Below are 19,666 nucleotides of genomic sequence, written 5' to 3'. Positions count from 1 at the left end.
GCCACTATTTCATCGACGTGTTGTCTGACACTAAAACCGTATCAGTAACCGTCACAATACCGATGTCGTCCGGTAACTCTGTGATCTCGTCGAGGTTCAGAGCCTCGCTAAGAGATGCGACAGTGTGACGACCTCCAGATACGAGTTCAAGTAGTCTCTGTTCCTTTTCATCAAGACTCTTCTGCCGGATGACTTCAAGAATTCCATCTGAAAACAGAATCAGGTGAAAAGGTTTATCCAGTGGGACTTCGTATACTTCCCACTTCGGTGATTCAAACAAGCCGACAGGAAGGCCGCTGCCTTCCAGAAAAGCCGTCTCCCCTCCTTCAAAGGAGAGCACTGGCATCGGGAAATGAGCCCCCACCGAATAGGTTAATTTACGCTCATTAAGGGAAATGATACCAACAAATATTGTAACGTGTTTGCCAAGACCGGTATCGAGCAGCTCCGAGTTAATTCGCTCAAGGAACCGGTCGGGGTAGAGAATATCGTCAGTGGAGCCACGGCGAAGGTTGCGCTGCAACCGATTGCTGAGGTTTTTCAGGAGCACGGTCACAAACGCAGAACTGGCTCCGTGGCCGGATACGTCGGCAATGTAAACCAGGGTTTTGTCTTCCGTAAGTGGAAAATAATCGAGAAAGTCGCCACTCAGGTATAACGACGGTTTAATCAGGTGGTCCACGTAAAGGCCGCCGGTAAGCTGCTCCTTTTCAGGTAGCATCCGCAGCTGTACTTTACGTCCTGCCCTCTGGTCGGCACGCAACTCGGCGATTCCATCTCTAAGGTCACGATTGGCATCTTCCAGTTCCTGACGGTACAGCTGATTCAAGCGCCCCAGCCGAACCCGGTCAAGGAGCTTGCGTATGACATCGCCAATGGCTTTTTTGTCTTTACCGCAGGGCTTGAGCACAAAGTCAGAAGCCCCCGCACGAAGCGCATCAACAACGTCTTTACTGGATTGGGTGGCTGAACAGGCAACAATTGGAGTGAGTGACTCTGATTCTTCCAGGCGGTCAGCAAGACCCTCGATTTCGGAGGGTGGGAGATCTGCAAAGATAACGTCGGGCATGTTATCGTTGATCATATCGCTGGCTGACGCGAGATCGCGATAACCAGAAACGTAAAATCCTCTCGTTTCCAGGTAGCGCGCAAGGTCAGCGCGAGCCTTCTCGTCTGAGTCAATGATCAATATACGAATCAATAGGCGCCCGTTGCGCGAGGTCATGGCTGTTGCCCTAAACTACCAGCGATAAACGAAAAATGGGGTTTCAGAGCCTATTCTGGCACGCCCCTGTGATATAACAAGGCCAGTTTGGCGAAATCCGGAGATTCCTGCGAATGAGACGAGCGGTAAACGACCTTTTAGGTGCTTATGACAAGCTGATCATGGATCCGGTTCACGGGGCCATTCCGCTTTATCGTCATGAAGTTCAGGTTATTGACCACCCTCTGTTCCAACGCCTGCGCAACATCTGCCAGAACGACATCCTTAGCCTTGTCTTTCCGGGCGCGACGCATTCCCGATTCCTGCACAGCATTGGTGTTATGCATGTGGGCACGCGCATGTTCCGCTCAATGATTGACGCCTACCTCAGGGAGCGTCAGCTCAGCGACCAGACGGACCTGAGCCTCAGCCAGCTCGATGCCATCGATTATCTGGCAAAGACCATTCGTCTTGGTTGCCTGCTTCACGACAGCGGGCATTCCAGCTTTTCACACCAGTTTACCCAGGCTCAACGCATTCGCGATCTTATGTCCCGCTCTGGCCGGTTTGCCGACCTTTGGGAAGGCGTTGACTATTCCGCTTATCACAGCGCGGAACCCGAAGAGCTGGAGCATGAACACTATTCAGTTCGGGTTGCCCACGACGTGCTATCGGCGGTCGACCTGGAAAGCGCTGGACTCTATGCCCAAGACATTATCGGCATTATGGAAACAACGGAGGTTACGCCGAGCGAAACCTTCTGCCGCCATGCCCGCACGTTCTGGGGGTTTATTGCGGGTAAAGATGCCGAGGCAGAGTCACTGATCAGTGAGAATATTCCGCAGCTGGTGCTGGGCCTTCTGTCCTCAATCGTTTCCGGAGAGATTGATGCCGACCGTGCCGATTACATGCTCAGAGACGGTTTTCACTCTTCTGTCACCATTGGCGGCTTCAACCTTGACCACCTTCTAAGCAACTTGCGCATCGGCTGGGATGAATCAGAGCCCTGGTTGGGGCTGGCAATCACGCAGAAAGGTCTGGGGGCGCTGGAGGATTTTGTTTACAGCCGCTATCAGATGTATCGCAAGGTTTATGCTCACAAAACGGCTCTGGGGTTCGACTGGTTATTGCGAGAAGCCATCAACGAAGTTCTGGAAGACCCGGAGAGCTTTGAATGGATCGACACCTGCCTGAGCAACATGCGCTATTTTGCGGAACTCACCGACAATTTCTTTTGGGAAGCTTTCCGGAAAGTTGCGCGCCGACGCCCGGAAAGCTTTTCTTTCTGCATTGTTAACCGGGTAAAACTGAATCACCTCGATACCCGAGAAGATCTTTCCGCTAGCGGCATTACCAGCCACTGTGTCTGGTTGGCTGAGGCCATGAATCTCAGCCCAACCCACGTTGTAACCTGTTCCATGCGGGCTCGCTTTTCGAATATTCAGGACAACTTCAACGGTATCAAGGTACTGGTCCGCGATCCGGTCAACCGCTCACGTTCACTGAAAAAGATCACCGATGTCAGCGCCTTCTTCAGCAAGTTCAGCGATGGCACGATTACGCATTTCTATACCCGCCCGGATATCACCAATCATCCCCGGCCGGGCATTAGCATTACCGATTGAGCGAGCTTGCGGAAAGCGCAGCCACCAAACTGCAAGCGCTATCAAAGGCTCCTTCAACCCGGCCACCGCTGAGCCAGTCTCCGGCAACACCAATACCCTGCCCCGCGAACCACAGGTGACCGGGGTTGGCACCGCCTTCAGAACGCGCATACAGCCAGCGGTGCGATATTGCTTCCGTAACCTTAACTTCTGTACCGGTCAGTTCCCTGAACGCAGCAATCAGCTCTGATTTCACCTGGTCTGGCGACGCGTCCACGTTGCGCTCAGTCCATTCGGGATTCGCGTGAAGAACCCACCATGTGCCTTTCTCAGCCTGACCCGAGCTCGTGCGGCCCGGTTTACTGGAGTTGTTTGCGACCCAGAAAAGTGCAGGATCATTACAGCGCATTCCCTCATGGCGGGGCCATGGGTTTTCTGCGAAATGCGCCGCCACAGCCCAACATGGCAGCACCCGGCTTACCGCATCATCAAGCTGTGCGGCCAGTTCTGGCAGATGACTATGGGTGAGTAGGTCCCGGGCCTGGGCAGGAGGAGTGGTAATAATAACCTGGTCAAACACACCCACTTCTTCCTCTTTACTGTCAGTCAGAACCCAACCTTTGCCAGTTCGGATCATGCTTTCAATGCGAGTTTCGGCGACCACGTTGGCATGGGTAGACAGCGCTCGGGAAATGGCGGTCATTCTGGGCGTGCCCACATAGCGGGGCTCATCCGGAAACGCCTGCCACTGGCTATCCTTGCCTTGAAACCCGAACTGGCCATTCCAGTTGGAAAAGCTGCCCTCTCCCGCAAACTCACTGAGGAACGGCAGGAAGTCCGGATTACGTGAGGTAAAGTACTGTGCACCTATGTCCACGGACCCACCGGTGATGCGTTTTGCCGCCAATCTGCCGCCCGGGCCGCGGCTTTTTTCAAACACCGTGACGTCGTGGCCCTCGTGCTTCAGCTTGATTGCGCCAGTCAGGCCCGCCAAGCCTGAACCAACGATTGCGATGCGGCGTATATCAGTAGTATGAAATGTCTCATTAAACATGGTTTATCGTGCATCCAAGTACTGTGGTATGAGCGTACAAACTGTTAAGCAACAAAGCCCGGTTACCTTTAAAACCTAGTCGAAGACCGCGCTGTTCAGGTTCAATTCAGAGAAAAAAGGGCAATGAGGGTATGACCCGAGTGCAAAACGTGTTCATTAATATCTTGAGGTGGTTCGATTCGGATGCCGGTTCGGATCACATTGACGCAACCTCCCGTTCATTCAATTTCGTGCGCGTCATTCCGTTTCTGGCGCTCCACTTAACCTGCCTGCTGGCATTTTACACCGGCGTAAGCGCGTTTGCGGCTGGTTTCGCACTGGTTTTTTTCGTGGTTCGGATGTTTGCGATTACCGGGTTCTACCACCGATATTTTGCACACAAGACTTTTAAAACGAGTCGTCCTGCCCAGTTTGTGTTCGCCCTGGTCGGCGCCAGCGCTGCTCAGCGTGGCCCGCTTTGGTGGGCAGCGCATCATAGGCATCATCATCAGCATTCTGATCGGGAGCAGGACCTGCACTCGCCTCATCAAGGCGGCTTCTGGTGGTCACACATGGGATGGTTCACCTGCGATGCCGGTTTCGTGACCGACGAGCGCCGCATTCGGGACTGGCTCAAGTTCCCCGAACTCAAGCTCATCAACCGTTTTGATGCACTGGTGCCGGCCGCAGCAGCCATCCTGATTTACGGCCTGGGTGAAGCGCTCGCTGCCTGGGCGCCAGGGCTTGGCACCAACGGTTTACAAATGCTGATCTGGGGCTTTTTCGTATCCACTGTGGTGTTGTTTCATGCCACGGTCTCCATTAATTCCTTATCCCACGTTTGGGGCAAGCGTCGGTTCGAAACCTCAGACGACAGCCGAAACAACTTTTGGCTTGCCCTCCTGACACTTGGTGAAGGGTGGCATAACAACCATCATCGCTGGCCTCAGTCTGTACGACAGGGTTTTCGCTGGTATGAAATAGATGTGACCTGGTACGGACTCTGGGTGCTGTCGAAACTGGGCATCATCTGGGACTTAAACCCGATACCCAAGCATATTCAGGAAGAAACCCGCCAACTTGACCAAATGAGGAGGGCGCAGAAATGAAACCTGCCCCGACTATCGAAGTAGGACACCCGAATTCGGCCGTGCCAACAACACTGGAGCAATTCAGGATTCTGTTTAACCAGCTTGATAAAGGCAATCTGAACAAGCTTCCGACTGTTTACAGTGAGGATATCCGTTTTCAGGACCCGCTTGGTTCTGTTGAAGGTCTTGATGCCCTGACACGCTATTTCGCTGGCGCGTACGAAAACGTCATTTCCTGTCACTTCGTATTTGAGGACTCTGTGGTTCAGGACCGTTATGCAGCCATTCCCTGGGTAATGCATTTGCGCCACAAGCGCATTCGCGGGGGCTGTGAAATACAGGTAGCCGGCATTAGCCACCTGAAAGTGCAGGACGGCAAAGTCTGTTATCACCGCGATTATTTCGATGCCGGCGAACTGCTGTATGAAAACATGCCGGTTCTCGGTGGTGTTATTCGCTGGATTAAGGGTTACGCAGGATGAATGATCGCCTCGATACCGTATCCAATATCTGGATTACCGGTGCCAGTTCAGGCATTGGTAAATCTGTCACCCAGACCCTGATTCGCGGTGGCCACCGACTGATTGTTACCGGGCGCCGGCCCGAGCCGCTGGAACAAATTGAAGCTCTTGCACCTGAACGCATCACATCCGCGGTGGCGGACACAACCAGCAAGGACGAGCTTCGATCCATTTCGGCAACGCTGGAATTCCATGGCGACCTGAATATGGCCATCCTCAACGCCGGCACCTGCGAATACCTCGATATTGCTGATTACAGCAGCGATGTGATCGAAAAGAACATACAAACCAACGTAATCGGTACAGCACGTTGTATTGAAATCGCCTTGCCTGCGTTGCGCCGTTCTCGCGCCAAAGGGTTACCTGCAACGCTGGTGATTGTGGGTTCGTCTGCCTGGTGGTTTCCGTTTGCCCGGGCCGAAGGCTACGGTGCGTCGAAAGCCGCGCTGGCCTACTTCGCGCAAAGCCTGCGGGCGGATCTGGCTGTTGAAGGCATTGATGTGGTTCTGGTTTCTCCGGGCTTTGTGAAAACACCCTTGACCGACCGCAACGATTTTTCGATGCCATTTCTGGTGACTGCTGAAGATGCCGCCGAGCGAATCGTCAGCGGTCTTGCCAAAGGCCATAACGAAATAGCCTTTCCAAAGCGCTTCACCTGGATTCTGAAATGTCTGGGCGCCCTGCCCCAACCCCTGATTGATCGAATGGCCGCCTCCATGGCGCGCAAAAGCTCCAGCGAACAGGAACCAATGGAATGACCAACGAACGTCAGCGTATTGCTGTTATCGGCGCGGGAGTCTCAGGCCTCACGGCAGCGTGGCTTCTCGCTGAAAAGCACGATGTACAACTGTTTGAAGCCGGCGATTATGCCGGTGGCCATACCAACACCGAGTACGTGGAATCCGGCGGGCGTACCTGGCCGGTAAACACCGGCTTTATTGTATTCAATGACTGGACATACCCGAATTTCATGCGCCTTATGGACCGCTTGGGTGTGCCATCAGAAGTCAGTGATATGAGTTTCAGCGTGGATAGCAGCACCACAGGCCTCCAGTACAACGGAACCAGCCTGAATTCCCTGTTCGCCCAACGTAAAAACCTGCTTAACCTGACTTTTCTCAATATGGTTCGCGAGATTTTGAGGTTCAATAAAAAAACCCGAGCGGACTTGGCAGCCGGCACTATCCGCAGCACGGAAACCCTTGGCGAATATCTGAACCGCAACAGGTATTCCCGGTATTTCCGAAACAACTACATTGTCCCCATGGGCGCAGCTATATGGTCGGCGCCGGAAATTGTACTTGAACAGTTTCCGATACGTTTTTTCCTCCAGTTCTTCAATAACCACGGCATGCTGTCGGTAGACGACCGCCCGACCTGGCGCGTTATTACCGATGGCTCTGCGCAATACGTCAAGGCCATGATGGAACGGCTTGGGGATCGTATCCATTTGAACTCGCCAGTGCAGGCCGTCAGCCGGAATGAAAGCGGCGTTACAGTAACGGCTGAAGGCCAGTCACACGAATTCGATCAGGTTATATTCGGCTGCCACAGTGACCAGGCATTGGCGATGCTCACTGATCCCAGCGATCAGGAACGCGACATTCTGGGAGCCATCCCCTATCAGCAAAACGATGTGGTACTGCACACAGACAGCAGCGTGCTGCCAGACAACCGCAGAGCCTGGGCCGCTTGGAACTACTTTATTCCAAAACACAGCACCGAGCCGGTGTCTGTAACCTACAACATGAACATACTGCAGAATTTTCGCAATGCGCCGGAAACCTTCTGCGTTACCCTGAACCGGAGTCATGACATTGCTCCGGACAAGGTCATAAAGCGTTTCAAATACTCGCACCCGGTGTTTACTTTGGATGCGGTCCAAGCTCAGGAACGTTACAAGGAAATTGGAAACAAAAACCGTACCCACTATTGCGGAGCATACTGGTTCAACGGTTTCCATGAAGATGGCGTGCGCAGTGCACTGCGTCTCACCCACGATTTTGGTCTGGAGCTCTGATAATGAGCAGCCAATGGTTACAAGGCTCAATCCGGCACCGGCGCCTGTATCCCGTTCGGCATGAGTTTGAATACCATACGGGTATGTTGGCGCTGGATACCGACGAGTGGAACAACGTAACCAGTGTGAGCCCTTTTTTTTCGCTGGAACGCTTCAACTGGTTATCCCTGAAACGAAAAGATTATTTTCGGCCCGAGGCAGGTGAGCTTTCAGAAGCGGTGCGGGCGCAGGTTGAAACTGCAACCGGCTGGCGCCCCGACGGCCCGGTTGAACTGATCACACACCCTCGTTACGCCGGATATGTGTTCAATCCAGTGAGCTTTTATTTCTGCTACCACATGGGTGAGAGTGGCGCTGATGGTGATGTTCCTGCCGTGATTGTGGCGCAAATCACCAACACACCCTGGAATGAGCGCCACATCTACTGCCTGGAAACCACAGGCAGTGAGCCCAGTTCTGCAGGTTGGCGCACCGAGCAGTTCGGATTCACCAAGCGCTTTCATGTGTCTCCTTTCAATGCCATGGCGCAACACTACGAATGGACGTTCAGCTTTCGCGGGCCAGAGCTGAGAATTCATATGAACGTGCTGGAAGAAGGAAAAAAGCACTTTGATGCCACGCTGGTAGTCCAGAGAGCACCACTGACACGTAAAACTCTCCATAGAAGTCTGCGCCAATTCCCTTTGGAAGCGCTCAAGGTTGCCGCCGGTATTTACTGGCACGCCCTGAAACTGAAATTCAAGGGTGCGCCGTTTTATACCCATCCGGACAAGCTTGGCGAAGGCGACCCTGCCCACCGGCTGGGAAGCAGCGACCGGGGCGTGGACGTAACCAGCGCAGACGACCCAAGCAAGATTCGAGGAAAGGTAAGCTCATGGAGAACATGAACACATCGGCCAATCGTATTTCCGAAACGCAAGAAAGCGCTTCCCTCAGCAGTCGGGTTGCCCGAAGCGTGGTGGTTCAACAGCTTCGGCAGCTGCGGGAAGGCGTTCTGACCATCCGTCAAAACGGCTTGGACGATTTGGTGTTTGGCGATGGTAATACAGAACATCATCCCGCCGAGCTGGTTGTTCATGATCAGAGTACATGGCGAGACTTGCTGACTGGAGGGAGTGTAGGTGCTGCTGAAGCCTATGTGGCCGGTGACTGGTCCTCACCCGACCTCACTGCGCTGCTGCGATTCTTCTCACGCAATATCGACCGTATGAACGATTTTGAAGATAAGTTCAGCTGGCTTACCAAGCCAGCGCTTAAAGGGCTGCATTGGCTGAACCGCAACACCAAAGACGGTTCACGAAAGAACATCAGCGCCCATTACGATCTCGGCAACGATCTGTTTGAATCGTTTCTCGATCCAACCATGATGTATTCCTCCGCGATTTATCCCGGCGAGGAATCGACACTTGAAGAAGCCGCCGTTCATAAGCTGGATACTATTTGCCAGAAACTGGACTTGCAGCCAAACGATCGGGTGATCGAGATAGGAACCGGCTGGGGCGGTTTTGCCATACACGCGGCAAAACACTTCGGCTGCCACGTAACCACGACGACCATTTCAAAAGAACAGCTGGAACTTGCTCAGGAAAGGGTGCGCAGTGAGGGTCTGGAACACCGGATCACTCTGCTGTTTGATGACTACCGGGATCTTGCAGGCCAATTCGACAAGCTGGTTTCCATCGAAATGATCGAAGCGGTGGGTCCGCAGTTTCTGGACAGCTACTTCAGCCAGATTAATTCGCTTCTGAAGCCAGACGGCCTGGCCCTTGTTCAGGCCATTACCATGCCGGAGCAACGCTACCTTCGAGCCCTTAAAAATGTGGACTTTATCCAGCGCTTTATCTTCCCCGGGAGTTTTATTCCATCGTTTGGTGCCATTCTGGAATCAGTACGTAACGAGTCAAACCTGATTATGACCCACTCCGAAGACACAGGCTTTCATTACGCACGCACACTCCGCGACTGGTGTGAGCGTTTTAGGGCCAATCGCGACCAGCTCGAGTCCATGGGGTATGACCAGGCGTTCCGCAGGCTCTGGAACTTCTACTTTGCCTATTGCGAGGCGGGGTTCAGCGAACGTGCCATCGGCGTATCACAGCTTGTTTTCGCCAAGCCCGGTAACAAGCGACAGAACATTTTTAGTGTATGATTACTTCAAAAAATACTCGTAATATATTGAATTTCCTGCTTTTCCAGATTGGCTGGTTTGCCTGTGTTACTTATCCCGACCTGATTGGCCCAGCCCTTGTTCTGGTTTTCCTACTCCTGCACTTTGTTTTGGTAAGCCAGAACAGGTTTACAGAGCTGCAGTTTATCGGACTGGGGACGGTTACCGGCGCTGTACTAGACGGACTCTGGTTCCGGCTTGGCATACTGGATTACGGCAGCGGAGCGGTACTGGTTACGCCGCTCTGGCTCGTTGCTATCTGGGCTATTTTTATGACCACCCTGAGCCACTCGCTTAACTGGATCAGCCGTAAGGTCTGGCTGGCATTTCTGTTCGCTCCTGTCGCAGGACCTTTCGCCTATTGGTCAGCAAGTGAAATCGGGATAGTTGAGTTGCCAGAACTGGTTCCTTCCCTCCTCGCACTGGCTGTGGGCTGGATGGTGGTATTCCCATTATTGTTGTTTGCCCGAAAATCACTTTATCCGGAGCTGGCGTCATGAACCTTAGCTCAGGCTGCTTTTCTGCTGCAGTTATTCTGGTTGCTCTTTCCGGCGCCGTGTCTGCCAATGGCTTTGAATTCACTGGGTCCGCCGAGAACAGAGAGGGGGAACCGCTGTATGTGGAACGGCACCAAGTCGAGGGCGCGTGCGAAAACGGAGTGTTCAGGCCACTAGAGCACCGGGTTACCTATACCCGACAGACCGAAGGCAATGGAGAACCTTTCGCGGAAAAATCTCTCGTTTACCGCCCGTCTGCTATTCGCCCAACAGTCGATTTCCGGCAACCCGATTTTGGAGAGTCTCTGAAGATCACCTACCCGGCTTCAGATTCTGTTTCGGTTGAGTGGCAGCAACCCGAGGGCAATACCAAGCGTTTCAGCACAGAGGTTTCCGCCAACCTGGTGGTCGATGCAGGCTTTGACAATCTGGTACGCCGACACTGGAACAAAGTAATCAGTGGGGAGTCAGTGAAGTTCCGTTTCCTCGCCCCAACCCGGGGCACAGATTACGCCTTTATTCTGGAGCCTGCGCAAAACACGGATGTGAAGGCTGATCATGTGGTGCAAATTCGCCCGGACAGCCTTGTGCTCAACTTCCTGGTGGACCCCATCGTTCTTGGTTACGATGATAGAGGTGCACTCACCGCCTATTCCGGCCTGACCAATGTACGCGAGAATACTGACCAGAACTACACCGCAGCTATCCTCTATGCCATTAACACCTACCCGGAATGCCAACTGACACCCTGATGCCACCTCATCGGTAAGACTATACACCGGTTTCAATGTGTTAAACTTCTGCGGCAACCAACGCCGGAGAGTTTTTAGCCATGATGTTTGTGTCTTTTAACGTCAACAGTATCCGTACCCGCCTGCATCAGCTTGAAGCCCTGATTCAAAGCCACAATCCCGATTTCATAGGCCTGCAGGAAACCAAGGTAAGGGACGAAGAGTTTCCTGTCGAAGCCATTCGCGAACTTGGTTATCACGTACACTTCCACGGCCAGAAAACGCACTACGGTGTTGCGCTGCTTTCCCGTGCAGAGCCCGAGCACGTCGTTAAAGGCTATCCGGGCGATGCTGAAGATGCCCAGCGACGTTTGATTACAGGACAGTTCACCGTTAACGGCCAAAAGCTCACGGTAATCAATGGCTACTTTCCCCAGGGCGAGAGCCGCAGTCACCCGATCAAGTTTCCTGCCAAAGAGAAGTTCTACGCCGACCTGATGGCTTACCTGGACGAGCTCAATGAACAGGATGGCCATGTGGTTATCATGGGCGATATGAATATCTCACCAACGGACAAAGACATAGGTATAGGCCCGGACAACGCCAAGCGCTGGCTGCGTACCGGGAAATGTTCGTTCCTCCCGGAAGAGCGGGAATGGTTGAGCCAGGTTGAAAGCCGGGGCTACACCGATGTATTCCGCCACCTTCACCCGGAAGAATCACAAACATTCAGCTGGTTTGATTATCGCAGCAAAGGCTTTGAGCGTGAGCCCAAGCGTGGCCTGCGTATTGACCTGATCATGGCGAGCGACGGCCTGTTGCCCAAAGCCCGCGAAGCCGGTGTTTCTTACGATTTCCGTGGGATGGAGCGGCCATCTGACCACTGCCCGGTGTGGGCAACCTTTGAACTCTGAGAGTCGGCCGGGCGCACTATGACAAAAGTAAAAACCCGCGACCGCATCCTCAACACCAGCCTGTCACTCTTCAACAGTCTGGGCGAACCGAACGTGACTACCTTGCTCATTTCAGATGAACTGGATATCAGCCCGGGCAACCTGTATTACCATTTCAGAAGTAAAGGCGACATTGTCGAGGAGCTGTTTTTAGCCTTCGAGGCGGAAATGCTGGACTTGCTCGCGGTTCCTGAGGACGTTGATATCAGCCTGGATCAACAGAGCTTTTTTCTGCATTTGTTGTTTGAAGCCGTCGCCCGTTACCGATTTCTGTATCAGGATCTCGTGAACGTTTTATCACGCTACGAGAATTTGCAGGTTCGTTTCAAGCGGGTTCTGAAAAAGAAAACGGGGGCTTTCAGAAATATCTGCGAAAGTCTGCGACGCCAGAACATGATGCAGATAGGGCAGGAGGAGCTGGATTCACTGTGTGAACAGCTAACCCTCACCGCATGCTACTGGAGCGCGTTTGATACGCTGTCGCACCTCGACAATCGGGAATCCGTGGACCCCGGCCGAGGGGTCTATCAGATGATGCACCTCATGGTGCCCTATTTCGCACCAGATGTGCAGGAACACGCGAAACTGATCAGCCGGGACTATTCGTAGAGGCTACTCTTCTTCATCACTGCTTTTACTGTCTCGGAGTGCGGACAACTCGGCTTCCAGAGCTTCTATTCTGTGCTCAAGTGCCTCGATATCCTCCCGCCGGTGAATACCCAGGCGACGCAAAGCTCCGGACACTCGCTCGTCAAAGAGGTGCTCAAGCCTGTCCCAGGTCCCGGTGGCCCGCTCACGAACCCCCTCAACGCGATCTTCTACAGAACGAATCTGTTTTTCCACCACGCCGCGGGTCTTGTTTTCCAGTTGTTCACCTTCCTGAACCAGACGCTCGAAAAAGCGACCGGTATCTTCTTCTGCCTTGGTGTAGGCCCCCAAGCCTGCAAGCCATATCTGACGTGCTGAGCCTTTTATTTTGGCAGCCAGCTGCGGATCGTTTTCGGGCTTCTTGTCGTTCTCATCAGACATTTAACAACCTCTGGGGTGGGATGATGCATATAAAGCGCTATTGTATTACAGCTCGCAGTCGATTTCAGTCGGCCTGGAAGCCGCATTATCAAAGGCGGCGGTATAAAGGCGGGCTCCATATGAAAAAATGTTTTCAAACGGAGTGGCCCGATCCTTGAAGTGTTCAAATTATAGTCAATACTTCTCTATACCGGAGTCTCTGCTGACACCGGTTTGTCTGGAAGTCTTTCATGGATACTACTCGCACGCCTCTGCCCGGCATTTCTGCCGGGCTTTTTTTTGCTATTATCGCCCTTACTTATAAGCATATTCCAAAACCAGATCTGAGGTTAGACAGGGGTTTCTGAATGATTGATATTGCGTGGAGTAGTTTTACTCCCTGGACCGCCCTTACCGGCGGTGCACTGGTGGGTCTCGCTGCTGCGAGCTTTCTCCTGCTAAACGGAAGAATTGCAGGGATCAGCGGCATTCTTGGCGGATTACTGACGGCATCCGCCGGTAACATTGGCTGGCGAGCAGCTTTTCTGGCCGGCCTTATCGGGGCGCCAGGTCTTTGGATGCTGGTCGCACAGTTGCCGCCCATTGAAATAGAGGCGGGATATCCTGCGCTGGTTATTGCGGGTCTGTTAGTTGGCATTGGCACTCGCTACGGATCGGGCTGCACCAGTGGCCATGGTGTTTGTGGCCTGTCCCGTTTATCACCCAGATCACTGGCAGCAACCCTGAGCTTCATGTTCGCGGGTTTTGTTACAGTTTTCATTATCCGCCACGTGCTGGGAGTGTAATAGAATGAAATCAGCTGTTGCAGCGTTGTTTGCGGGCTTACTGTTTGGCTTTGGCCTTATTGTTTCCGGTATGGCAAACCCGGAGAAAGTTCTCGGCTTTCTCGACATTGCCGGTCTCTGGGACCCCTCACTTGCCTTCGTAATGGGAGGTGCTGTTATCGTGGGCCTTCTGGCATTTGCTATTGCACGTAAACGAACCTTGTCGTTTCTCGGTTTCGACATGAAGGTTCCGGGGCATTCCCATATCAACAAGCGCCTGATTGTCGGTGGCCTGTTGTTCGGTATTGGCTGGGGTATCGCCGGTATTTGTCCCGGCCCCGGTCTTGTTGCTTTGGGCGCGGGTGAAGTCAAAGCTACTGTATTTGTTGCATCCATGGTGGCCGGTATGGGTATATTCGAACTCGTTGAACACAAAAGAGCAGCTTTTCGCTCCGATGATTCAGGCGAACGGTGGCATTACAAAGCCCCGGAGTGACCTGTTTTACATGGCATAATTCTGACATGCGCCATTACCTATGCGATGATGGCGTAGCATTTTTACCGACTCCGGAGAGGAAACCCCATGGATATCCGAAAGATCGATGACACAATTTCCGTAGCTCCCCAGATTACCTACGGAGATGTGGCAGAGGCAGCCAGACTTGGTTTCAGAACACTGGTGGCCAATCGTCCGGATAAGGAAGAACCTGGTCAGCCCGCAATGGCTGATATCGAAGCCGCCGCCCGGGAAAACGGTATGTCGTGGATATACATGCCCGTGGCATCTGGAAATGTGACCGACTCAGACGTAGATCAATTTTCAGAAATGATCCAGGCTTCCGAAAAGCCCGTACTGGCTTTCTGTCGAACTGGCACTCGTTGCACGGTTCTTTGGGCCCTGAGTGCTGCACGCACCACGCCTGCTCAGGACATATTCAGTAAAGCCAGAAACGCCGGCTACGACATAAGTGGTCTTGCCCCGCGCATGGCGCAACAGTCCGACAACCAGAAATAACCGCTTCGCTCCAAACGCTCAGGATTCACCCTCCCATGCAATACAAAGGTTCAGAGAACTTCCGGCACAACCAACCGGAAAGGATTGGTGTGCTGGTTACCAATCTTGGTACGCCAGATGCCCCAACCCCTTCAGCTTTACGACGTTATCTGTCGGAATTCCTTTCCGACCCCAGAGTTGTTGAGTTACCCCGCCCTCTGTGGTGGCTGATATTGCATGGCATTATCCTGCGCATCCGCCCCAAGCGCAGCGCAGCAGCTTACGCAAGCGTGTGGCAGCCTGAGGGTTCGCCACTTTTGATCCACACTGCAAAACAGGCTGAGGGCATCCGGGAAGCTCTGAAAAAGAAGTACGGCCCGGACGTGGTTGTAGGTTTTGCTATGCGTTATGGCAACCCTTCCGTTCCCAAGGTGCTTGACGAAATGCAAGAACAGGGCGTCAGAAAATTGGTGGTGCTCCCGCTTTATCCGCAGTATTCAGCCTCCACATCGGCATCGACCTTTGATGCGATAGCCAAAGATTTTTCAGCGCGCCGTTGGTTACCAGACCTGCGCTTTATTTCTCACTATCCGGATTATTCGCCCTACATTGAGGCGATGGCGCGCCACATAGAGACCCATTGGTCAAACCACGGCCGGAATCAGAAGCTGCTGCTGTCCTACCACGGCGTACCTCTCAAATACCTGACCAAGGGCGACCCGTACCATTGCGAATGTCATAAAACCTCAAGGCTGCTTGCAGAACGACTGGGGCTTGCAAAAGAGGACTATATGACCACGTTCCAGTCCCGCTTCGGCAAAGAAGAATGGCTGAAACCTTACACCGACGAGACACTTAAATCGTTTCCCGGGCATGGCGTGAAATCCGTTGATGTGTTTTGCCCGGGTTTTTCGTCTGATTGCCTGGAAACAATCGAAGAGATTGATGAAGAAAATCGAGGGTATTTCATGGAATCCGGCGGTGTGAAATTTAGCTATATCACTGCTTTGAATTCCACGCCCGGGCACATTGACGCACTGGTTCAGTTGATAGAAGAGAACCTGCAGGGCTGGAAATCCCCGGATAATCTGCCCGAAACGCTGGCCACTCGACAGAAGCTTGCGGACGAACAAAAAGGCTCGATCTACCCCGGTCGTGATGTTTGAGGGGGTATTCAGAGAGGGTAACAGCATGATTCTATGAAAAAATGGCGGTGAGCCACAGGGATTCGAACTCCGGGTATGCGTATCAAAGATGCCGAGCGGGAGTTGATTACGGTCGTCATTAGTCGTGTCTGAAACGGGGATCGGTGCCCGGGTTTCAGGCAGCCCCATGCGATTTAATCTCCCTCGTCCTCATCCGGCTAAGTCACTCGACAACCACCTGGCGTGAATTATCAAGTATTAGCACCCGGCTCAGCGGCAGTCCCCATACGCCACTCACTTTCCTGGTTTTTTCGGGTATTGTCTTTCTCAGCGGATTTTCGAAGTGTCTGCCAAGCAGAGAATATGCTTTTTGACGAGCCCGCCAACTGAACCACGGATCCACTCATAATCTTCTCCCCCGAATCAAGAACGTGTTCAGAGCAGAATTTAGCACTACAAATTATTATTGCAAATGATTATCATTAAATATTACGAGTTTTAACCTAACTTGACAGTCAAAATACGAAGAAGGTTGCTTCAGTGCATTGTCGACAGGCTAACCGAGGTATTGCCTTGCTCCCTTGGTTGAACCTCTGCCAATGATGATAGGAGGATCACTGAACCAAGAGCCTTCGGTTTCTGGATGGTTTCGAACAGCCATAAACGAGGTTAAATGGAGAGCAGTCGTCGGTTACAGTTACATAGAATTCAACAGGTGCTAGACCACGTTCATCATAACTTGGATAAGCCATTAGCGGTGGCTGCACTGGCTAAACGCTGCGGCCTGTCGCGCTGGCAGTTCAACCGTATCCTTGCCCATCAAACCGGCCTTTCACTAGGGCGCTACGTGCGGGAAATGCGCTTGAGCCAGGCAGCTGAGATGCTGCTTTTTACCAAACAACGCATGATCGATATTGCTTTGGCCTGCGGTTTCAGCTGTGACATCAGTTTCAGCCGTAGCTTCAAACAACACTTTGGTTGCGCGCCGGTAAAATACCGCCAGCGTGGCCTGCCATGTCTTCTGAAAACCCCGATGTCTTGTCACCCGGACCTGCTGCCCCCAGAGTCATTGCGTTCGCGAGTGCCGGGGATCCGGCTGGATTTCCAGCCAACGTTCACTGTGGCTGGTGTTGCCGGCCAAGTGAACGGCCTGTTTTCGGCCTGCCCTGATTTTAATGACAAGCTCCCGCGCCTGTGGCGGGATTTCAGTAGCATCAACAGCGCAGACGCTGACCACCCCAGAATTGGTGTGTTAGACCTTGCCGGAGGGTCCAACGCATCTTTCACCTACCTTGCTGGAACAGAAGTTCAAGAACCACCAGCGACAGATACGCTAAGTAGCATCACAGTGCCAGGCCGAAACTACGTTGTGATCGCGTTTCATGGCCCACTGGTTTCCCTGCCAGATGTTCTCAAATGGTTTTTCCAGGCCTGGCTACCCAACTCCGGCTGCGAAGCACTCCACGCCTACGATCTGGAAATTTACCCACCCGGATTGACCCCTTCTGCACCACAGGTGTCTATGGAATATTGGATACCGGTCAAGCTTTGCCGGCCAATGATTTCGTGGAATGCACCAAACTGTTAAGTATCGCCCCGACAACCAAATATAATGATAATGATTCGCATTATAAATGTAACAGACTATCTTGTCTGTCTCTGAACTCTACGGGGCTTTACCATGAAAGGATCTTTTCTCAAACCCTCGATACTGGCTATAGCGGTGGGCGCAGGTAGTAGCCAAATCGCTCTTGCGAACGAGGTAATGGAGCTGGACGAGCTGGCAGTTTACGGTGACACCTACCGCAGCACAGCGACCAAAACATCACTGCAGCCGGAAGACACGCCCCAGAGCATATCGGTACTGGACCAGCAGGCTCTGCAAATGCGCGATGCAGATTCAGTCGCGGCGGCGCTTCGATACTCCCCTGGCGTCAACACAGAGTTGCGCGGAGGAGCCGTGGGTCGTCTGGATCTGTTCAGCATTCGTGGTTTTATCAACTACCAAAACTACTACGATGGCATGCAACTGCTATACAACGACTGGAACCTTCAGCCACAAATAGACTTGTTAGCGGTTGAACAGGTCGAAGTATTTCGTGGCCCTACGTCAACTCTGTACGGCTCCATGCCACCGGGAGGCATGGTCAACCTGATCAGTAAAAAACCAACCGCTGGCTCTTCCAATAAGATTGAGTTGGCTACCGGCTCGCGCAACTTGAATGAAGCCTCTGTTGAAAGTAGCGGCCAATTAGGAAATCCGGAACTGTCCTACAGCCTGGTTGGGCTGGCTCGCACCCGAGATGGCCAGGCAGAAACCGCGGAAGAAGAACGTTACATGGTTGCGCCCTCCCTGGACTGGCAGATCAGCGATGACACCCTGGTGAATTTTAATCTGTACTACCAGAAAGATCCGGAGATGGGCATTTACACATCCTTGCCGGCCTCCGGTCTTTTTCTGTCGAACCCAAATGGCGAGCTGGATACCGATGCGTTTTCTGGCGACTCCAACTGGAACCAGTTTGAAAAAGAGGTTCTTCTGGCAGGCTATAAAATCAACCACAACATCAATAACAACTGGAATTTTCTGCAGAACTTTCGCTACACCGATGCAGAAGCATTTCAAACCAATACCTATGGCACTGGCTTGGCCGCTGACGGACGAACCCTGTCGCGAGAAGCCTATCTGACCGATGAAGCGACCACCGGGTTTACGATCGACAACCAGGTTTCCGGGCGCTTTCAAACCGGCGCAGCCGAGCACAACTTACTGGTGGGTTTTGATTATCTGAGCCTGAAATCAGACGTCATCTATGAGGATACGGCGGGTGGAAGCGGCGCGCCCTCCATTGACCTCTTCAATCCAAATCATCAGCAAATTTCACGCTCGACGATCGACATCACAGACACGCCGTATTCATCTGATTTCAACATTGAGAAAAAGCAGCTGGGTGTTTATCTGCAAGATCAGGTCAGAATTGACCGGTTTGTGATGATTGGCGGTGTACGCTGGGACGATTTCACAGGCACGGAAAACGGAACACAGTACGGCACTGCTGTAGACGCAAAGCTCGACCAGGATAATGTTTCAGCGCGTGCCGGAATCATGTACCAGGCCGCAAACGGCCTCTCGCCTTACCTTAACTACGCACAAAGCTTCGAACCACAAACCGGGAGGGATCGAAATGGTAATGAATTTGATGCCTCCATCGGAGATCAGTGGGAATTGGGCGTTAAGTATCAGTCACCGGACCAACGCACCACCGCCAACCTCGCGTTTTACCAGATTACCAAAGAGAACGTACCAACCCGTGACCCAGCGGGCGGCCCGTATGACAAGATCCAGGCGGGTGCCGTACGCTCGCAGGGCGTAGAGTTGGAAGCTCTGGCTCAGCCTCTGGACAACCTGCTGCTAACCCTGAGCTACACGTTCCAGGACGTAGAAATAACAAAAGATAATTCTGGACTGAAAGGTAAAACTCCGGTGTGGGTTCCGGAACATTTGCTGTCGGGCTGGGCCGACTACAGCTTTGACCAGGGAGTTTTAGGCGGTCTGGTTGCCGGTATCGGTGCGCGCTATATCGGCGAAGCCGAATACGACGCGACCACCAACTCTGGCAAGGTTCCCGACGTTACTCTTCTGGACATCGCCCTTCGCTATGACTTGGGCCAACTGGTGCACACGTTGAACGGCACGGAGATCGGAGTGTCCCTGAACAACCTGACCAACGAACGCTATTACAGCTGCTTCGACAGTGCTAATTGCTGGTTTGGTGAGGAGAGAACGTTGGAGGCATCAGTCTCTTATACTTTCTAGTACCCGCTCCACTCATCCCAAATATCCGCTGGGCAAGAACCCACTTGCCCATCCCTCCTGAGACCAGAATAACCGTGAGCTTTTTGATCTTGTCAG

Annotated in this window: 20 protein-coding genes; 17 read left to right on the top strand and 3 right to left on the bottom strand. The window is 52.8% G+C overall.

Features of this window, described 5'->3' with window-relative positions; translation table 11 throughout:
* Positions 1-4: 4 nt before the first annotated feature.
* Entirely contained in the window at positions 5-1,225 is a 1,221-nt protein-coding gene (locus tag FFI90_RS04855) for a PP2C family protein-serine/threonine phosphatase (protein WP_144776772.1), read from the bottom strand.
* A gap of 113 nt (positions 1,226-1,338) precedes the next feature.
* On the opposite strand from FFI90_RS04855, the gene FFI90_RS04850 reads away from it, so the two are divergent.
* On the top strand, positions 1,339-2,829 hold the full coding sequence (locus FFI90_RS04850) for an HD domain-containing protein (protein ID WP_144776771.1): 1,491 nt from the start codon (positions 1,339-1,341) through the stop codon (positions 2,827-2,829).
* Here the strand turns inward: FFI90_RS04850 and FFI90_RS04845 are convergent.
* A complete protein-coding gene (locus tag FFI90_RS04845) occupies positions 2,819-3,862 on the bottom strand; it encodes an NAD(P)/FAD-dependent oxidoreductase (protein ID WP_144776770.1) in 1,044 nt (347 codons plus the stop codon). The genes FFI90_RS04850 and FFI90_RS04845 overlap by 11 nt on opposite strands.
* A 131-nt stretch (positions 3,863-3,993) precedes the next feature.
* On the opposite strand from FFI90_RS04845, the gene FFI90_RS04840 reads away from it, so the two are divergent.
* From FFI90_RS04840 to FFI90_RS04795, 10 genes are all read left to right on the top strand, one after another.
* Positions 3,994-4,950 (top strand): acyl-CoA desaturase, encoded by a 957-nt coding sequence (locus FFI90_RS04840; protein ID WP_144776769.1) that lies wholly within the window; start codon positions 3,994-3,996, stop codon positions 4,948-4,950.
* Positions 4,947-5,414, top strand: coding sequence for a nuclear transport factor 2 family protein (locus FFI90_RS04835; RefSeq protein WP_144776768.1), 468 nt, complete (start codon positions 4,947-4,949; stop codon positions 5,412-5,414). The genes FFI90_RS04840 and FFI90_RS04835 overlap by 4 nt, the downstream gene beginning before the upstream one ends.
* Positions 5,411-6,211, top strand: a complete 801-nt coding sequence (locus FFI90_RS04830) for an SDR family NAD(P)-dependent oxidoreductase (protein WP_144776767.1) — start codon at positions 5,411-5,413, stop codon at positions 6,209-6,211. Before FFI90_RS04835 ends, FFI90_RS04830 begins: the two co-directional genes overlap by 4 nt.
* Complete coding sequence (locus FFI90_RS04825; protein WP_144776766.1) at positions 6,208-7,473, top strand: NAD(P)/FAD-dependent oxidoreductase; 1,266 nt, start codon at positions 6,208-6,210, stop codon at positions 7,471-7,473. The genes FFI90_RS04830 and FFI90_RS04825 overlap by 4 nt, the downstream gene beginning before the upstream one ends.
* A 2-nt stretch (positions 7,474-7,475) precedes the next feature.
* The gene (locus FFI90_RS04820) at positions 7,476-8,360 is read left to right on the top strand and encodes a DUF1365 domain-containing protein (protein ID WP_144776765.1); all 885 of its coding nucleotides are present in this window, start codon (positions 7,476-7,478) and stop codon (positions 8,358-8,360) included.
* Positions 8,348-9,622: an SAM-dependent methyltransferase gene (locus FFI90_RS04815; RefSeq protein ID WP_144776764.1), complete on the top strand. Its 1,275-nt coding sequence runs from the start codon at positions 8,348-8,350 to the stop codon at positions 9,620-9,622. The genes FFI90_RS04820 and FFI90_RS04815 overlap by 13 nt, the downstream gene beginning before the upstream one ends.
* The gene (locus tag FFI90_RS04810) at positions 9,619-10,140 is read left to right on the top strand and encodes a DUF2878 domain-containing protein (protein ID WP_144776763.1); all 522 of its coding nucleotides are present in this window, start codon (positions 9,619-9,621) and stop codon (positions 10,138-10,140) included. The genes FFI90_RS04815 and FFI90_RS04810 overlap by 4 nt, the downstream gene beginning before the upstream one ends.
* The gene (locus FFI90_RS04805; RefSeq protein ID WP_144776762.1) at positions 10,137-10,889 is read left to right on the top strand and encodes a hypothetical protein; all 753 of its coding nucleotides are present in this window, start codon (positions 10,137-10,139) and stop codon (positions 10,887-10,889) included. The genes FFI90_RS04810 and FFI90_RS04805 overlap by 4 nt, the downstream gene beginning before the upstream one ends.
* Positions 10,890-10,969: 80 nt before the next feature.
* Positions 10,970-11,782 (top strand): exodeoxyribonuclease III, encoded by an 813-nt coding sequence (gene xthA / locus FFI90_RS04800; protein ID WP_144776761.1) that lies wholly within the window; start codon positions 10,970-10,972, stop codon positions 11,780-11,782.
* Between the two features lie 18 nt (positions 11,783-11,800).
* Entirely contained in the window at positions 11,801-12,430 is a 630-nt protein-coding gene (locus tag FFI90_RS04795; RefSeq protein WP_144776760.1) for a TetR/AcrR family transcriptional regulator, read from the top strand.
* Positions 12,431-12,433: 3 nt separating this feature from the next.
* On the opposite strand, the gene FFI90_RS04790 is transcribed toward FFI90_RS04795, so the two are convergent.
* Entirely contained in the window at positions 12,434-12,850 is a 417-nt protein-coding gene (locus tag FFI90_RS04790) for a phasin family protein (RefSeq protein WP_144776759.1), read from the bottom strand.
* 347 nt (positions 12,851-13,197) lie between these two features.
* Here FFI90_RS04790 and FFI90_RS04785 point away from each other — a divergent pair, with 347 nt between their 5' ends.
* From FFI90_RS04785 to FFI90_RS04760, 6 genes are all read left to right on the top strand, one after another.
* On the top strand, positions 13,198-13,635 hold the full coding sequence (locus tag FFI90_RS04785; RefSeq protein ID WP_144776758.1) for a YeeE/YedE family protein: 438 nt from the start codon (positions 13,198-13,200) through the stop codon (positions 13,633-13,635).
* Positions 13,636-13,639: 4 nt separating this feature from the next.
* Complete coding sequence (locus tag FFI90_RS04780) at positions 13,640-14,110, top strand: YeeE/YedE family protein (protein WP_144776757.1); 471 nt, start codon at positions 13,640-13,642, stop codon at positions 14,108-14,110.
* Positions 14,111-14,197: 87 nt separating this feature from the next.
* Entirely contained in the window at positions 14,198-14,629 is a 432-nt protein-coding gene (locus tag FFI90_RS04775) for a protein tyrosine phosphatase family protein (RefSeq protein ID WP_144776756.1), read from the top strand.
* 35 nt (positions 14,630-14,664) lie between these two features.
* Positions 14,665-15,774 carry a ferrochelatase gene (gene hemH / locus FFI90_RS04770; protein WP_144776755.1) on the top strand — a complete coding sequence of 370 codons (1,110 nt, stop codon included), beginning with the start codon at positions 14,665-14,667 and terminating at the stop codon, positions 15,772-15,774.
* Between the two features lie 718 nt (positions 15,775-16,492).
* Positions 16,493-17,341 (top strand): AraC family transcriptional regulator, encoded by an 849-nt coding sequence (locus FFI90_RS04765; RefSeq protein ID WP_186317908.1) that lies wholly within the window; start codon positions 16,493-16,495, stop codon positions 17,339-17,341.
* A gap of 93 nt (positions 17,342-17,434) precedes the next feature.
* Positions 17,435-19,570 (top strand): TonB-dependent siderophore receptor, encoded by a 2,136-nt coding sequence (locus FFI90_RS04760; RefSeq protein ID WP_144776753.1) that lies wholly within the window; start codon positions 17,435-17,437, stop codon positions 19,568-19,570.
* Positions 19,571-19,666 lie beyond the last annotated feature (96 nt).

This window comes from Marinobacter maritimus, from assembly GCF_007671675.1.
GTDB classification, from domain to species: Bacteria; Pseudomonadota; Gammaproteobacteria; order Pseudomonadales; family Oleiphilaceae; genus Marinobacter; species Marinobacter maritimus.
The sequence above is the reverse complement of the archived record's forward strand: the minus strand, read 5'-3'. Positions and strand labels throughout refer to the sequence as shown.

Excerpts from the sequence above, each read along its gene's own strand:
- FFI90_RS04790 (WP_144776759.1), bottom strand. The coding sequence starts at position 12,850 with ATGTCTGATGAGAACGACAAGAAGCCCGAAAACGATCCGCAGCTGGCT.
- FFI90_RS04780 (WP_144776757.1), top strand. The coding sequence starts at position 13,640 with ATGAAATCAGCTGTTGCAGCGTTGTTTGCGGGCTTACTGTTTGGCTTT.
- FFI90_RS04775 (WP_144776756.1), top strand. The coding sequence starts at position 14,198 with ATGGATATCCGAAAGATCGATGACACAATTTCCGTAGCTCCCCAGATT.
- FFI90_RS04845 (WP_144776770.1), bottom strand. The coding sequence starts at position 3,862 with ATGTTTAATGAGACATTTCATACTACTGATATACGCCGCATCGCAATC.
- FFI90_RS04810 (WP_144776763.1), top strand. The coding sequence starts at position 9,619 with ATGATTACTTCAAAAAATACTCGTAATATATTGAATTTCCTGCTTTTC.
- FFI90_RS04815 (WP_144776764.1), top strand. The coding sequence starts at position 8,348 with ATGGAGAACATGAACACATCGGCCAATCGTATTTCCGAAACGCAAGAA.
- FFI90_RS04850 (WP_144776771.1), top strand. The coding sequence starts at position 1,339 with ATGAGACGAGCGGTAAACGACCTTTTAGGTGCTTATGACAAGCTGATC.
- FFI90_RS04830 (WP_144776767.1), top strand. The coding sequence starts at position 5,411 with ATGAATGATCGCCTCGATACCGTATCCAATATCTGGATTACCGGTGCC.
- FFI90_RS04805 (WP_144776762.1), top strand. The coding sequence starts at position 10,137 with ATGAACCTTAGCTCAGGCTGCTTTTCTGCTGCAGTTATTCTGGTTGCT.
- FFI90_RS04795 (WP_144776760.1), top strand. The coding sequence starts at position 11,801 with ATGACAAAAGTAAAAACCCGCGACCGCATCCTCAACACCAGCCTGTCA.
- FFI90_RS04835 (WP_144776768.1), top strand. The coding sequence starts at position 4,947 with ATGAAACCTGCCCCGACTATCGAAGTAGGACACCCGAATTCGGCCGTG.
- FFI90_RS04840 (WP_144776769.1), top strand. The coding sequence starts at position 3,994 with ATGACCCGAGTGCAAAACGTGTTCATTAATATCTTGAGGTGGTTCGAT.
- FFI90_RS04855 (WP_144776772.1), bottom strand. The coding sequence starts at position 1,225 with ATGACCTCGCGCAACGGGCGCCTATTGATTCGTATATTGATCATTGAC.
- FFI90_RS04760 (WP_144776753.1), top strand. The coding sequence starts at position 17,435 with ATGAAAGGATCTTTTCTCAAACCCTCGATACTGGCTATAGCGGTGGGC.
- xthA (WP_144776761.1), top strand. The coding sequence starts at position 10,970 with ATGATGTTTGTGTCTTTTAACGTCAACAGTATCCGTACCCGCCTGCAT.
- hemH (WP_144776755.1), top strand. The coding sequence starts at position 14,665 with ATGCAATACAAAGGTTCAGAGAACTTCCGGCACAACCAACCGGAAAGG.
- FFI90_RS04825 (WP_144776766.1), top strand. The coding sequence starts at position 6,208 with ATGACCAACGAACGTCAGCGTATTGCTGTTATCGGCGCGGGAGTCTCA.
- FFI90_RS04820 (WP_144776765.1), top strand. The coding sequence starts at position 7,476 with ATGAGCAGCCAATGGTTACAAGGCTCAATCCGGCACCGGCGCCTGTAT.
- FFI90_RS04785 (WP_144776758.1), top strand. The coding sequence starts at position 13,198 with ATGATTGATATTGCGTGGAGTAGTTTTACTCCCTGGACCGCCCTTACC.